Annotated in this window: 11 protein-coding genes; 7 read left to right on the top strand and 4 right to left on the bottom strand. The window is 41.4% G+C overall.

From position 1 onward, the window contains the following. Nucleotides 1-5 precede the first annotated feature (5 nt). The 4 genes from FK004_RS03630 to FK004_RS03615 all read right to left on the bottom strand — a co-directional run bounded on the left by FK004_RS03630 (nt 6) and on the right by FK004_RS03615 (nt 5851). Nucleotides 6-2480: a tetratricopeptide repeat protein gene (locus tag FK004_RS03630; RefSeq protein ID WP_108736029.1), complete on the bottom strand. Its 2475-nt coding sequence runs from the start codon at nt 2478-2480 to the stop codon at nt 6-8. 242 nt (nt 2481-2722) lie between these two features. Then, a complete protein-coding gene (locus tag FK004_RS03625) occupies nt 2723-3811 on the bottom strand; it encodes a lipase family protein (RefSeq protein ID WP_108736028.1) in 1089 nt (362 codons plus the stop codon). Nucleotides 3812-3834: 23 nt separating this feature from the next. Next, a complete protein-coding gene (locus FK004_RS03620; protein ID WP_108736027.1) occupies nt 3835-4944 on the bottom strand; it encodes a serine hydrolase domain-containing protein in 1110 nt (369 codons plus the stop codon). A gap of 85 nt (nt 4945-5029) precedes the next feature. Then, nucleotides 5030-5851 carry a hypothetical protein gene (locus tag FK004_RS03615; protein WP_108736026.1) on the bottom strand — a complete coding sequence of 274 codons (822 nt, stop codon included), beginning with the start codon at nt 5849-5851 and terminating at the stop codon, nt 5030-5032. 403 nt (nt 5852-6254) lie between these two features. Here FK004_RS03615 and FK004_RS03610 point away from each other — a divergent pair, with 403 nt between their 5' ends. The 7 genes from FK004_RS03610 to ileS all read left to right on the top strand — a co-directional run bounded on the left by FK004_RS03610 (nt 6255) and on the right by ileS (nt 14494). Continuing rightward, a complete protein-coding gene (locus FK004_RS03610) occupies nt 6255-6917 on the top strand; it encodes a hypothetical protein (protein ID WP_108736025.1) in 663 nt (220 codons plus the stop codon). Next, the gene (locus FK004_RS03605; protein WP_108736024.1) at nt 6914-7579 is read left to right on the top strand and encodes a hypothetical protein; all 666 of its coding nucleotides are present in this window, start codon (nt 6914-6916) and stop codon (nt 7577-7579) included. Before FK004_RS03610 ends, FK004_RS03605 begins: the two co-directional genes overlap by 4 nt. Then, the gene (locus FK004_RS03600; RefSeq protein WP_108736023.1) at nt 7534-8049 is read left to right on the top strand and encodes a sensor histidine kinase; all 516 of its coding nucleotides are present in this window, start codon (nt 7534-7536) and stop codon (nt 8047-8049) included. The genes FK004_RS03605 and FK004_RS03600 overlap by 46 nt, the downstream gene beginning before the upstream one ends. Beyond that, entirely contained in the window at nt 8049-8303 is a 255-nt protein-coding gene (locus FK004_RS03595) for a sensor histidine kinase (RefSeq protein WP_108736022.1), read from the top strand. Before FK004_RS03600 ends, FK004_RS03595 begins: the two co-directional genes overlap by 1 nt. After that, complete coding sequence (locus tag FK004_RS03590; protein WP_108736021.1) at nt 8300-8974, top strand: response regulator transcription factor; 675 nt, start codon at nt 8300-8302, stop codon at nt 8972-8974. The genes FK004_RS03595 and FK004_RS03590 overlap by 4 nt, the downstream gene beginning before the upstream one ends. Before the next feature lie 144 nt (nt 8975-9118). Then, the gene (locus tag FK004_RS03585; RefSeq protein ID WP_108736020.1) at nt 9119-10900 is read left to right on the top strand and encodes a PI-PLC domain-containing protein; all 1782 of its coding nucleotides are present in this window, start codon (nt 9119-9121) and stop codon (nt 10898-10900) included. A gap of 192 nt (nt 10901-11092) precedes the next feature. Continuing rightward, nucleotides 11093-14494 (top strand): isoleucine--tRNA ligase, encoded by a 3402-nt coding sequence (gene ileS, locus FK004_RS03580; RefSeq protein ID WP_108736019.1) that lies wholly within the window; start codon nt 11093-11095, stop codon nt 14492-14494. The last annotated feature ends 4 nt before the right edge of the window (nt 14495-14498 follow it).

The following is a 14498-nucleotide window of genomic DNA, read 5'->3' as shown; positions in this document are numbered from 1 at the left end:
TTGGTCTATTTTTTTCCAGTCAGTTTCATTGCTTTTTCATGTCCATTTTCAGCGGCCTGCTCAAACCAGTACATGGCGGTATCTTCATCTTCCTCAACACCATCTCCCATAAGGTAGCAATTCCCCAGGTCAAATTGTGCCGGAGCATATTCTTCTGCAGCTTTCTGCAGCAGGTCCAGTCCTTCTTCCTTATTCATAGCTACTCCTTTTCCTTTTAGCAATAAAGATCCGGCGTAATATTGGGAAGCGAGGTTGTTTCTTTGTGCAGCATCATAAAACCATCGGAATGCTTCGGCATCATTGGCTTTTACACCTTCGCCTTCCAGGTAGCAACGCCCGGTATGGTACATGGCAATCACATAATCGCGATCTGCAGCCATTTGGTAATATTTAAAGGCTTCTCCCATATTGGCTTCCACGCCAATACCGTATTCGTAACAGAGTCCCATACCCTGGTGGATTACATCCAGCTCATAGGCACGTTGGTAATAGTCGAATGCTTTTTCCGACTGGTCGATGCCATCATAATCGTAGACATAGTAATCGCCAATTTCCAACATCGCATACGGATAACCGGCTGTGGCTGCTTTTTCAAGCCATTCCAATCCTTTTTGGGTATCCTGTTCTACCAGTCCGTGCATGTAATAATAGCCCAGTTTGTATTCCCCGAAATAATAACCCAAATCGGCGGCCTGCTGCATATACTCCATGGCTTTATGGGCATCAAAAGCAACACCATATTCATATTCATGGCACAGCCCCAGTTCGACCATAGCTTTTGGATTTCCAGCTTCGGCACTTTTGGTGTAATAGGCAATGGCTTCATCGGGATTTTCGGCTACTCCCACGCCATAGCGGTAACAGCGTCCGGTTTCATATTGGCAATTAGCATCTTCCAGTTCGGCTCCTTTTTTAAACCATTCGAATGCCGCTTCCAGATCAGGATTCTGGTTGTGAAAACCATTTTCGAGATAATTACCCACTGCCTGTATGGCATACGGATAATCGAGTGTAGCGGCCTGGTGGTAGAGATCAAAAGCTTTTTGGTAATCGCGTTCCAGTGTGTCGTCCTCATGCATGATAGCGAGTTCGATCATGGAATAGGGGGCATTGGCAGCAACGCCTCTTTCAAAGAATTCCTGTGCCTTTTTCATGTCCTGCAGTTCCGGATCGCCATAACGGTAGATCCTTCCGGCATTATTAATCCCTCCGGGGAAATTCTGTTCGGCTGCTGCTTCATACAGGGCCAGTGCTTTTACAGGATTTGGTGCTTCACCGGTGAAGATGCCACTGTCATAAAAATAGCCCATTCGGTTCAGTGCATACGGTATTTTTTTGTCGGCAGCTTTTTGGAAAAGTACAAAAGCCTGCGCTTCATCCTGTGTAATGAGTGCGCCTTCCAATAGCATTTCTGCTTTATCGAGCAGGGCATCAGCAGATTCATTCAGTATAGCTTCGTCCAGATAATGCATCCCTTTTTCAATGTCAATCATTTCGGGAGCATACAGGTAAATCAGGGCGAGCCTGTGTGCAGCATAAGCATTGTTGTACAGATAAGCAAGCTGGAGCCAGTGTATGGCAGGTTCAAAAGCTTTTGCTTCACCAGATTCCGGTAACTGATGGTAACCAAGGTGGACGGCACCATCAATGGTTCCCATTTCAAAGGCCTGCTGCCAGAGACTAAAAGCTTCGGCCCTTGAGGCTTCATCTCCGCTTTCGGCAAATTTTATAGTGCCCAGGCGGAATAAGGAATAACCGGTTTCATATTCGTCGGTTATTTTTTTATAAGCAGCTGTTGCTGCGGCTAAATCTTCTGTAACATCGTAATAATGCGCTTCAAACAAAAGCACGCTTTTGTAGCTCTGTGCATCGGCTAACGATTTTAATGTTGCAATAAGTGCGGGAATGCTGTCCCTTTCACCATCGCCTAAAGCAATATACCCTCGGTACAATTGATTCCAAAAATGATCTGAACTGTTCAGTAGTTCCAGTCCGGTTTTTTGGTCTTCTTCCAGTAAAATACCGTAATAGAGGAAATATCCCTTTACTGCTATTGCCATTGGGATATTGTGGGCAATGGCTTTATCAAGGTATTCAGCTGTTTTTTCGGCATCGCGGTAGTTTCTTCGCGCTTCGCGGTATTGAAAGGCAATTTGCGTATACACCTCAGGGAAGTGGGGCGCCAGCTTGTGCAACACCTCCATAATGGTCCTGAAATAAAAATCATAATCTTCATCATCCAAATAGACACTGGCTTTGAAGTCGAGATTTTCTGTAATTAATTTGAGGTAAAAATCATATACCGTTTCTTTATTTTCCGGCAACTGTGTCGCTGCAAGATCCAAAAGCACCAGGCCTCTGAGCCATCCGGTACGTTCTTTAAGTTGTTCCCGGGTTAGCGTTGGCAATTCCTGGGCCGCTGTTACTTCGAACTGCTGTAATCCCTGCAGTATCGACGTGTAGGTTTTGTTAAGATTCATTAGAGGGGTTTAAAATAATTAAGGTTAGGGCCTGGTACAGATTGTCCCAAAAAAAGAATTCCCATATCATCGGGAAAAGCTATTCTGAAGAAAATCGTACTGTACTAAGCCAACCAAAAATAACAGTTTTACCCTCGTCATTTATTATAATTTTATTAAAATAGCACCTGTAAAAGTTAAAAAAAATAAAAAACCCTGCTTCTGTAATGAAAGCGGGGTATGAAGTGATAAAAATTATGCTGCTATTCATTCGGCAGTTGCTGGGCCAGATAGAGGTAAGGTGCCGGGAAATGATGTTGGAATATTTTCTCTTTATCGTAAGGATACAGCTTAATATAATCCGCACCACCCTGAAGTACTATTGTATTCCCGGTACGGACATAGTTGTTGCTGGGATAATAAGCAGGTGGTTCAAAATCGGGGATATTCTTCCGGATTAGCTTTGCCATCATGGTTCCTAAGTACTTTTGGTATTTCCGCTGTGCCTTTCGGGAAGGTTTATCCATTTGATTGTAGATGTGTTTTAATACCAGGTTCTTGGGGAACTTCTGCTTCCGGATCATCGTTTTTGCGGAAGCGAAAGGATTGATTGCATTAAAGTCGTCGGTGGTCTGAACGGTAAAAGGGACTTCGGGTACCCAGTCGCTGGCATTTACCACATTATAGGCCCATCCGGCTTGTGTCCGGGCTTCATAATCGTAAGCAAAGTACAGATTCCCCGGTTTTGGCCCTGCACTACAATAGGTTTTAAAACGAATGTCAGCCGGCAGGCGTTTTTGTTTCTGGAGGTTATAGAGGTAAGCGGTCATAAGATAGGAAATGCCACCGCCCTGACTGTGTCCCACAATAAGGATATCCCGGATCCCGGCTTTATAGCAGGAATCGATTTTGGGAACCATCGTTTTACTGAGATAAGCAGTAGACAGGAGCCAGCCTACGTGGACTGCGGCTTCCGGATTTTCGGCAAGCTCGTAGGGAAAAGTATCATTAGGCCCTAATTTTAATTCGCCTTTTGCAGGGACCATAGCCGCATATACGTTCGCAAGCCAGCTCAGTGTATTTTCTGTAGTGCCACGGATACTGATAGCCGCAACATGTTCAGGATTGGTCCACAATTCCCAGGTATTTTCCAGCCCTACAATTGGGGAGCGGTAAGCCAGTGTGAAATGTTCGGGATATGGCACATCTTTAAAATGATCGGGATTGGTATGTTTTGCAGTGACTTTTAATAATTCAATGTACTCTGCTTTGTCGAAACCGGGTTTTAATTGCTGTGCGGTACTGTGTACAGTAACTGAAAGCAGGCAGATAAGGAACCATAGTTTTTTCATAAGTAGATTTTATTTAAGAAGGACTAACGTTCAAATTTACGAATTTCGGTTTTTGGGGATAATGCTTTAATATACAAGGGAGCAATAGCTCTGGCAAAATCGGGTAGCAATTCACCGTCATTGGAAAGTACAATAAAAGTATATCCTTCCTCTGGAAAACGCAGGATATCACCAAGTCCTGGGCCGCCACTATGACCGCCATACAGTATTCCATTTTCATTTTCCAAAGCCCAGCCTACTTTCGAAAATTCAGAAATACGACTTCCGATACTGTCCCGTTCATAAATATATTGGTTCCCGAAATCTTTAGGAAATAACGTACCCTGATCGAGACCAATAGCCCATTGGGACATGTTGTCTAAAGAGGCAAAGTATCCGCCTGCGGTATAGGTAAACTGAGGATAAAGAAACTTATAGGCCTGTGTTTTTCCTTCCAGGTCATAATAGGTAGTGACTTTTTGTGGAATAAGATCTGTTCGCATAAAGGTTCCTACCTTTAATTCCATGTCATATCCGCCATTTTTCATTCCAAGCGGGGTTGTTACCTCATCTTTCAGAATTTGAACAAACGGTTTGTGGTATATTTTTTCAAGGATGTACCCCATCAGCATAAAGTCAAACTGTGCATAGTGCTGGTCTGTTCCGGGCGCATATTCTGGTGCGGCTTCTTTTATGGCTTTTAAAACTGTAGTTTCTGAGGCATAAGTGTCACCCTCAAAATTCCGGATGCCACTGGAATGGCTCAACAGGTGCTTTATCTTTAATTCCTTCCAGTAAAAGGGGATCGAATCAACATATTTGCTTACCGGATCCTCAAGATTCAGTTTGCCATTATAGAGGGTTTTTAATACCAATGTTGAGGTTAAAAGTTTGGTACAGGATGCAATTTGGAAGTTGGTCTGTGGTGTTACTTTTGTCTGCCATTCCAAGTTTCCCATCCCATAAGTGGCACTGTATACCTGCTTTCCATCTTTGATTACTGCAAATGCCAATCCTGGAATCTTTAGGCTTTTCATTTTTCCGACAATAAAAGCATCCGCCTGACGGTTGGATGTAGTTTGTTTTTGTTGTGCCTGAAGACCAGAATGTATAAAAAAGCTCAATGACAAAAGGAGTACCGTTGCTGTTTTCATAAAGATATAGTGATTAGTATCTCAAAAATAGTCAATTACAGTACGCTAGCCTCTTTTAAAACTAATTAGATGGAATTAAATTGTACTATTTTTGATTAATCAGAAAATCCATTACTACTGTAAAGCTATCACTGCTAAAAATACCATTTCGGGAAGTGCGGAGTACTATTTCATTGCTATGGGTGAGCAATTTGATCTCATTGGTCCAGTTGTTGTCCGAAAAGTGGCTGAGGTCTTTAATCGCTGTTTTTTTCGAATCCACGATGATACTTTCGGTTGTGAGCTGAATGCTTTTTGGTGTTACTTTGAGGAAATCATTGGTTCCCATGCTAAATATCCATCGGCCAATAGCAGTAGTGTAATCAATATAATGAAAGGTAACAGATTTGCCGTTTTTTAATTCCTGAATCATTTTAGAGGCATACAATTCGGTATGTTGTCCGGTAATAGTGTCAATAGCTTTGGAGACATTATTATATTTGGCACTGATAGCTCCCCATTGACTGGTATTGCCGCTACGGAACGCAATATTGTTTGCAATTATGCTTTTTCCGGAGGTAAAAAGATATACGTCCTGCATATTTTCATACAATAATGAGGTTTGCTGCCCTTGATCTACTGTGACAATTCCTAAATCATAGAGGTAAAACGTTTTTCCTTTATTACGGAAAAGTGCCAATGCCAGAATGCCGAAACCAACGACTACTAAAAACAGGATACACCAGTATAAAACAGTAATGTCTCCGGAAAAATGCATCGTTCCTTCTAAAACAGGTAGGATGGCTCCAAAATAAATAAAAATAGCAATCCCGATAAAAAGCATACTGGCAAAGATGCCAAAAATTAAAAATACTTTAGAAGGACTATGTTTGCTGTGTAGTTGGCCCAATTGATTGGTGATGTTCATGTTTTAGATATTTTAATAATTGTTTAGGTAATCCTGTGTTATGCTGTACAGTTGCCAGGTTTGTTATTGTGCTATTAATTTTAAATCACGGGGGAGGTGGTAGAAAATGAATGCTGCTATGGGGGACTACAGTGCTGTAGCTATAGCGAATACAGCAAAGATAGGCTGATTAGTAGAGTTATCAAAATCAGTAAAAAATCATAAAATGTTTTTAAATTGTATAATTTCAATTTTTTTTGGATAAAATTTGCTAATAAAAGGATTAATTAGGGTTAATAAACTGATATTTTGTAATAGATCCTTGTTTCTTTGATGCTAAAAAATTAAGTTTGTCGTGTATATTGAGGTCAAGAGGTCTTTAGTATACGTTAAACAAAGTAACCTACCAATTATCCCCAATATTATGGAACAGCAATTCGATTTTGACACCATTCTGGAAAGTATTAAAAACTGGAATTCAGATTGTAAAGATTTAAAAAAAATAGAGAGTTTTCTGGCTCAGGGAACGTATTTCGACTTCGAATACAAAGACGATACAGAAAAAGAAGAGAAGTCAGATTACCTGCATGCGTACCCTGGCATTTGCAAAGGGGAATTGAAATTCTTCCTGATTCCGTCCAATTGTGACAAATTCGGGGAAGAGCGCAAAGTCATCGAAAAGCATATTACCGTATGCAATGTCAAATCCCTCCTGGGTAACGGACACGAAATTTCCAAAGAAGAAGCCATGCGCCGTATACAGGCCTGGGATAAAGATTTTCCTACCTGGGCAAAAGATACCATTGATACCAAAGACGGTATTTATAAGGCTTTTGCGATTCCTACAGAATATCTGAAAAATTCAACCGAAGAAGAACAGTACGTATACCAAAGTCATTTCGCCTTGAAGCCCAGTGATGAGAATAAATCAGCCTATTCAGCAGACTTAGTGATCGTTTCCGGAATTGATTTTACCAAGGTACAAGAGGTCGTTTATTACGATACAGTACGTCCTGTTCCGCCATTCAAACCTTTTGACTTAGAGCCGGAACATTTTAACCTTTTGAAACTGGCTGAGAAAGTATGACGTTTTACGAACTGTTGGATCTGTTTACTTTTGTATCTCCTATAGTTCTGTTTGTTGGTGTAGTGACTGGGGTGTATTGCTACCGGTCACTGGACTTGAGCCATAAAGTCATTATGTATTATTTGCTTATCGCTTTAAGTACAGATATTATAAGCCGTATCTATGGACATGTATACGGCAATAATTTGATTTTTATATTGATTTTTGCACTATTGGAACTTGGCGTGTTCTCCATATTGTATTATAATCTGCTCAAAAAGAATAAGAAGGTATTTTTAATAGGGATTGGTATTGCGGTACTCTTTATGCTTTGGGAAATCTGGAGCCTTAAGATGTTGCATGTCGCAGATTTTCAATCGTATTCCAAAGTGGTCGACACCTTTCTGATAGTATGCTTTTCGATAGCCTACTTCTTCGAAAAAATCAATTCCCAGACACAGACGGAATGGGATCTTTTTCTCCTTAATTCGGTTATACTGGGTTTTTTTTCTTTGAATTTGATTTTCTTCCTGCCGATTAACTACCTTATTAATGAAACTTCGATACTTAAATTTTATTTTTGGTTTGCGAACCTGATACTGACACTGTTGTTTTATGTGTTTCTAACCCGTGCAATATGGAAAAATGGCAGGACCCACAAACAATTGCACCGTGGATTGTAATTGTAATTTTATTGATTTTTTTACTCGTATTTTCGATTATAAGGCTCGTTTACACGGGTTTTAAGCGAATGGTAGAAAATCAGTTGAAAGAATCAAAGATGCAGTTGGACCATCAGAAAAAACTGCAGGAAACGAATATTATAGTACAGGAAAATGAGCGGCGGCGTTTTGCAGCAGATTTGCATGATACCTTAATTGGTAAACTGACCGTACTTCGGATCAGGAATCAGCTGGTGCACGACCAGAGTGAAACCGATCGGTTACTAAATGACTGTATCGAGGAAGCCAGAAGGATTTCCCATGACCTGAGTCCACCCATGCTGGAACATACCAGCTTCCATGAGCTCATTTATGGGCTGATTGCTCCCTGGGAGAAAAACACGACCATTGCCTTTCGCCAGGATATCCGGTCAGAAGTTGATTTTCCGGTACGTAGTAAAATCCAGCTCACACGCATTTTCAGGAGCTGATGACCAATATATCCAAACACGCCGGTGCAACACATATCAGCATACAATTACGGCAGACAGATCTTTGGCTAATCCTGCTGGTGCACGATAACGGTTGTGGTTTTGATTCGGAAAAAGAGGCCAAAGGCTTGGGAATGCAGAATATACAGTTGCGAATGCAATATTTAGAGGGGTTCTATCGATTCAAATCCCGAAAGGATAAAGGAACTACCGCATTGTTTTTATTTCAACAATCTAAAATTCAAAGCACATGAATACAATTTCCATAGGTATCGTCGATGATGATACGCTTATCGTCAGTCTGTTACAGGATTATTTGAATGCAAAGGAAGATATTTCTGTTTTATTCACCGCTGAAAGTGGTGAAGATCTCATGGATTTGCTTCCCCGAATTCCAAAATTACCGGATGTACTGCTGCTGGATCTAAAAATGAAAAAATTAGACGGCGTAGAAGTGACACTGGAATTAAAAGCCCATTATCCTTCCATTAAAGTAATTGTGGTTTCTTCCCATTATAAAAATTCCTTTATGGGATTTATGTTTAAAACAGGTGTGGCCGCTTTTCTTCCCAAAGGGATCTCTCCTATCGAGCTGGTCGAAATTATCAGGATAGTCGCAGAGAATGGTTTTTACTTCAAAGAAGACCAATTGGAAATGATCCGCACCCAGATTTCAAATAAACCCCAAAAACCAGTCTTTAATTATGGCAATGTACTGTCCGAGCGGGAAATAGAAATATTGCGGCTTATCACCAAACAGAAAACGGCCAAAGAAATTGGAGAGTCACTTTTTATTACACAGCGTACTGTAGAAGGCCATAAGAACAATCTCTTTGTAAAAACAGGAGCCAAAAATATTGCCGGGCTGGTTATTTATGCCATCCAAAACAATATTATCCGGATGGAAGACCTTCCGCTGATCTAATCCTTTTTCTGAAATCCATAAAAAGATGATGTAAAAGCAGGTATTTTCTACCGTTGTTTCTAAAGGTATTATTCTGAATTTTGAGTAAGCAAGACTTTGTTTTTTGTTTTGCAGTACATGAAATCATTTTAATAAGGGGGAACTATGGAAAGTATTCAATTCGGGCTTGCATTACAATACGACAGCGGGCAATCTGCTGCGGTGGCTACCAACACTCATACTGCGATAGAAGTTCATAAGTCTCAGGTTGCTTCAGACCTATGGTATCATATTGGTACAATACATGGAGCTACTGTGGCCTGGGGAAAAAGCACACGGTATTCAAGTGGCTACAATCCATCTGTCGCACTGAATAACGCCAATACCCTAATTGAAGTTCATGAAACCAGTAATTTGGTTACCAATTCACTCTACTATAAAGTCGGTGCTGTCCGGGGAGAAACCATTGCCTGGGGTACAGAGGAAAAATACGATAGTGGGCTGCAGCCTCATGTAGCCCTAAATGATAACGGAGTTATAGTGGCCGTACACAAATCTCAAAATTTCGATACATTGTATTACCGGGTTGGAAAACTGGACGGTAATGCCGTTTCCTGGGGCAAATCCAGAAAATATGATTCCGGGGTAATGCCGGTGGTAAGTATCACCAATAGCGGATTAGTGATCGAAGTACATAAATCAGAATGGCGGGATAAATTATTTTACCGCGTTGGGCAGATCAAAGGGGAGGATATCGTCTGGGGGAATAGTACCGAATATCAGGATGGAACACATCCGGGTATAGCAGTAACCGGAAACGGCAAGGTGGTGGCCATACATGAATCGGAGGGGCTTACAGGCTTATGGCAACTTACGGGTGTCGTTAAAGGGAATAAGATCGTTTGGAGTCCTGCAACAAATTATGATTCCGGCTCCACTCCGGTAGTTGGAATGTCTTCCGATGGTACGATTGCAGTTCAGGTACATCGGGGTACCGGTTTTGGATTGTGGTATTCCACTTCAAGACTGATGGATACCGCCAATCTAATACGCGATATGCTGCCAGTTATTCAAAATGTAGCATTGCGAAAAATGGTACTGCCAGCAACACACGATGCAGGAATGTATACCTCGGGGATTAGCACATTGGGGCAAACGCAGGATCTTGATTTTTATGGACAGCTGAATGCGGGTGCCCGCTATTTTGATCTTCGTCCCAATGGAAATCTGTACATCTGCCATGGTATTATTGTCGGGCCGCCATTGGAAGAAATACTCCAGAATATACAGCGTTTTTTTAATGAAGGGCATACAGAGCTTATTATCCTGAAATTTTCTCATTTTAAGGATTTTAGTTCGGACAGCTATACCGTAATGAAAAAGAAAATTCACCATTATTTAGGGCCATGGCTGTTTGCGCACCTGCCTGAAAATACCCGTTTGGCCGATCTGACAATGGGGCAGTACCTGGAATGGGGCAGCAGGATTATTGTAGTGGTGGATGGTGATTGGGCCATTAATGACCCGGAGCCCGGTTTTTGGGTCTACCGCGATTGGGATGCAAGAGATGTGGCTAAAGCACACCTGACGGTTTTTGATGACTATTCCAATACGATGAGCTATGAAAAGATGAAAGACGATCAGTTGGAAAAATTAGCAGCATTTAAAGGGCAGTGTTCGCATGATCCTAAGGTTCCCTGCGACTTGTTTTTGCTTTCCTGGACTTTAACACCGCCCACTGCAGTCTGGATGTATGCGAGCGACGCCGATCGTAATTTAGGCAATGTATTATCCTATCAACAAAAAAATGAGGCCGGCTATTTTGCAAACCTGCTCTATCTGGATTATTTGGAGTATGCACGGCCAGCCTTTATTGCCGCATGGCTTACAAAGTGCTATAATGCAACGCATAACATACCACTCCCGGACAAAGAACGGCAGGTGTAAAAGTTCGGATATTACACTTTTGAAAAGGATCGATCTGGAAATCACTGGTTTTAAAAAAAAAATGTTTGTTGTTAAACAGAACTTGGAACTTTGGCAGGCTATAGGCACTGAAGCCATAACTATCAATCGGGAAACGGCTAAGTAATAAAAAAAATCATTACTTTCGCAAATCGATTTTAGAATAGGACAAAAATGAGTGCAAAATTTACTGAATACAAAGGACTTGACCTGCCAAATGTGGCTAATGAAGTGCTTGATTTCTGGAAAGAAGAAAAGATATTCCAGCAAAGTGTAACCTCCCGTGAAGGTGCTGAACCGTATGTGTTTTTTGAAGGGCCGCCTTCGGCAAATGGTTTACCGGGAATTCACCACGTGATGGCACGATCGATTAAGGATATTTTTTGTCGCTATAAAACTCAAAAAGGATTTCAGGTAAAACGTAAAGCCGGGTGGGATACACACGGACTGCCGGTAGAGCTTGGAACAGAAAAAGAACTTGGTATTACAAAAGAAGATATCGGGAAGAAAATCAGCATTGAAGAATATAATGAAGCCTGTAAAAAAACAGTGATGCGTTATACCGATGTTTGGAATGACCTTACCGAAAAAATGGGCTATTGGGTAGATATGGAAGATCCGTATGTAACCTATAAGTCCAAATATATGGAAAGCGTATGGTGGCTGCTGAAACAGATCTACGATAAAAATCTGCTATACAAAGGCTATACCATCCAGCCCTATTCCCCAAAAGCAGGAACAGGACTCAGCTCTCATGAGGTAAATCAGCCGGGAAGTTATCGCGATGTGACCGATACAACGATCGTAGCGCAATTCAGGACCTTACCTGAAACACTGCCTGCCGTTTTTCAGGGATTTGGAGCAGTAGATTTTATGGCGTGGACCACTACACCGTGGACATTGCCTTCCAATACAGCACTTACAGTAGGGCCAAAGATCGATTATGTGCTGATAGCAACATTCAATCAATATACTTTCCTGCCTGTAAATGTAGTATTAGCCAAAAACCTGGTGGGCAAGCAATTCGGTAAGAATTTCTTTGAAAGCACCGAGGAGGCTGATTTTACAAATTTTAAAGAAGGCGATAAAAAAATACCGTTCCGTTACCTGGCAGAAGCCAAAGGAACCGATTTGGTAGGCATTCGCTATGAGCAATTATTGCCGTATGTATTGCCTTACCAAACTCCTGAAAATGCGTTTCGCGTTATTTCAGGTGATTTTGTAACCACAGAAGATGGTACCGGAATCGTACATACCGCGCCTACATTTGGTGCAGATGATGCCAAAGTAGCGAAAGAAGCAAATCCTGAGGTACCGCCAATGTTGGTTCAGGATGAAAATGGCAATTTAGTGCCTTTAGTAGACCTGCAGGGTAAGTTTACCAGTCACATGGAGGATTTTGCCGGGAAATATGTAAAAAATGAATATTATAATGAGGGCGAAGCACCGGAAAAATCCGTAGATGTAGAAATCGCAATACGCCTGAAAGAAGAAAATAAAGCCTTTAAGGTAGAGAAATACGTACACAGTTATCCACATTGCTGGAGAACTGACAAGCCTATTTTATATTATCCCCTCGATTCCTGGTTCATCCGGGTAACCGAGATCAAAGAACGTATGTTCGACCTGAATGAAACCATCAACTGGAAGCCGAAAGCTACCGGGGAAGGCCGTTTTGGGAACTGGCTTAAAAATGCAAATGACTGGAATCTTTCCCGTTCCCGCTATTGGGGAATTCCTTTGCCGATCTGGAGGACAGAAGATAAATCGGAAGAAATCCTGATTGGTTCTGTAGCGGAGCTGTACACTGCAATAGAAAAATCGATAGCAGCCGGTATCCAGGCAGAGAATCCTTTTAAAGGGTTTGAAATAGGGAATATGGAAGAGCAAAACTATGATTTGGTAGACCTGCATAAAAATGTAGTCGACAAAATCATTTTGGTTTCTCCTTCCGGCCAGCCGATGAAACGCGAAAGTGACCTGATCGATGTATGGTTTGACTCAGGTGCCATGCCCTATGCGCAATGGCATTATCCTTTTGAAAACAAAGAACTGATCGATGAAAATAAAGCATTTCCAGCCGATTTTATTGCAGAAGGTGTCGACCAGACGAGAGGATGGTTTTATACCTTACATGCCATAGGGACTTTAGTGTTTGATAAGGTAGCATATAAGAATGTAGTATCGAATGGTTTAGTACTGGATAAAAACGGGCAGAAAATGTCCAAACGTCTCGGGAACGCAGTTGATCCATTTACGACTTTGACAGAATACGGTCCGGATGCGACACGTTGGTATATGATTTCAAATGCCAATCCGTGGGACAATTTAAAGTTCGATATCGATGGTATCGCTGAAGTACGCAGGAAGTTTTTCGGAACGCTATACAATACATATTCATTCTTTAGCTTGTATGCTAATATCGATGGTTTCAGTTATAGTGAAGCCGAGGTACCTTTGAATGAGCGTCCTGAAATTGACCGGTGGATGCTTTCAGAACTGAATACGCTTATTAAGGAAGTAGACGGTTTCTATGCCGATTACGAGCCTACAAAAGCAGCACGTGCGATTTCTGATTTCGTTCAGGAAAATCTTAGTAACTGGTATGTACGTTTGTGTAGGAGACGTTTCTGGAAAGGCGAGTATGCCCAGGATAAAATAGCGGCTTACCAAACCCTGTACACCTGCCTTTTGGCCGTATCCAAATTGGGTGCGCCTATAGCGCCATTCTTTATGGACAAACTTTACAGAGACTTAACTCAGGCGACACAGTCAGAAAAATATGACAGTGTACATTTGGCTCAGTTTCCTGAATATGCTCATAACTTTGTTGATAAATCATTAGAAAGCAAAATGGAGAAGGCACAGACCATTTCTTCATTGGTATTATCACTGCGCAAGAAGGAGATGATTAAAGTGCGTCAACCTTTGCAAAAGATAATGATTCCGGTACTTGACGAGAATCAGCGTGCGGAAATTGAAGCCGTTGCCGACCTGATAAAAGCCGAAGTAAATGTGAAAGAAATCGAGTTACTGGATGATGCTTCCGGTATATTGGTGAAGCAAATTAAACCCAATTTCAAGGCTTTAGGGCCGCGTTTTGGGAAAGATATGGGGCTGATTGCCAAAGAGATACAGTCTTTTTCGCAGGAGCAGATCGCTGCATTGGAGAAGGACGGAGCATTGGATATTGTCATTTCAGACAAAAGTATTAATTTAACTTCGCAGGATGTAGAGATTTCATCCCAGGATATTGAAGGATGGCTGGTTGCGAATTCAGGATCGATTACAGTAGCATTAGACATCACAATATCCGAAGAATTAAGGAAAGAAGGTATTGCCAGAGAACTGGTTAACAGAATACAGAATATACGAAAAGATTCAGGTCTGGAAGTAACGGATAAGATTACGGTATACATTCAGAGGAATGGTGTTATTGAAGAAGCCATACAAAGTAACGAGGAATATATCAAGTCGGAAACACTTACCAAAGAACTGATTTTTAAAGATAGTATCGAAAACGGTACGGAAATTGAATTTGACCAAGTAAAAACAATAGTATTAATTTCAAAATAAGAAA

Origin of the sequence: Flavobacterium kingsejongi (assembly GCF_003076475.1) — a bacterium.
Taxonomy (GTDB): domain Bacteria; phylum Bacteroidota; class Bacteroidia; order Flavobacteriales; family Flavobacteriaceae; genus Flavobacterium; species Flavobacterium kingsejongi.
The sequence above is the reverse complement of the archived record's forward strand: the minus strand, read 5'-3'. Positions and strand labels throughout refer to the sequence as shown.

Excerpts from the sequence above, each read along its gene's own strand:
- FK004_RS03630 (WP_108736029.1), bottom strand. The coding sequence starts at position 2,480 with ATGAATCTTAACAAAACCTACACGTCGATACTGCAGGGATTACAGCAG.
- FK004_RS03625 (WP_108736028.1), bottom strand. The coding sequence starts at position 3,811 with ATGAAAAAACTATGGTTCCTTATCTGCCTGCTTTCAGTTACTGTACAC.
- FK004_RS03620 (WP_108736027.1), bottom strand. The coding sequence starts at position 4,944 with ATGAAAACAGCAACGGTACTCCTTTTGTCATTGAGCTTTTTTATACAT.
- FK004_RS03615 (WP_108736026.1), bottom strand. The coding sequence starts at position 5,851 with ATGAACATCACCAATCAATTGGGCCAACTACACAGCAAACATAGTCCT.
- FK004_RS03610 (WP_108736025.1), top strand. The coding sequence starts at position 6,255 with ATGGAACAGCAATTCGATTTTGACACCATTCTGGAAAGTATTAAAAAC.
- FK004_RS03605 (WP_108736024.1), top strand. The coding sequence starts at position 6,914 with ATGACGTTTTACGAACTGTTGGATCTGTTTACTTTTGTATCTCCTATA.
- FK004_RS03600 (WP_108736023.1), top strand. The coding sequence starts at position 7,534 with ATGGAAAAATGGCAGGACCCACAAACAATTGCACCGTGGATTGTAATT.
- FK004_RS03595 (WP_108736022.1), top strand. The coding sequence starts at position 8,049 with ATGACCAATATATCCAAACACGCCGGTGCAACACATATCAGCATACAA.
- FK004_RS03590 (WP_108736021.1), top strand. The coding sequence starts at position 8,300 with ATGAATACAATTTCCATAGGTATCGTCGATGATGATACGCTTATCGTC.
- FK004_RS03585 (WP_108736020.1), top strand. The coding sequence starts at position 9,119 with ATGGAAAGTATTCAATTCGGGCTTGCATTACAATACGACAGCGGGCAA.
- ileS (WP_108736019.1), top strand. The coding sequence starts at position 11,093 with ATGAGTGCAAAATTTACTGAATACAAAGGACTTGACCTGCCAAATGTG.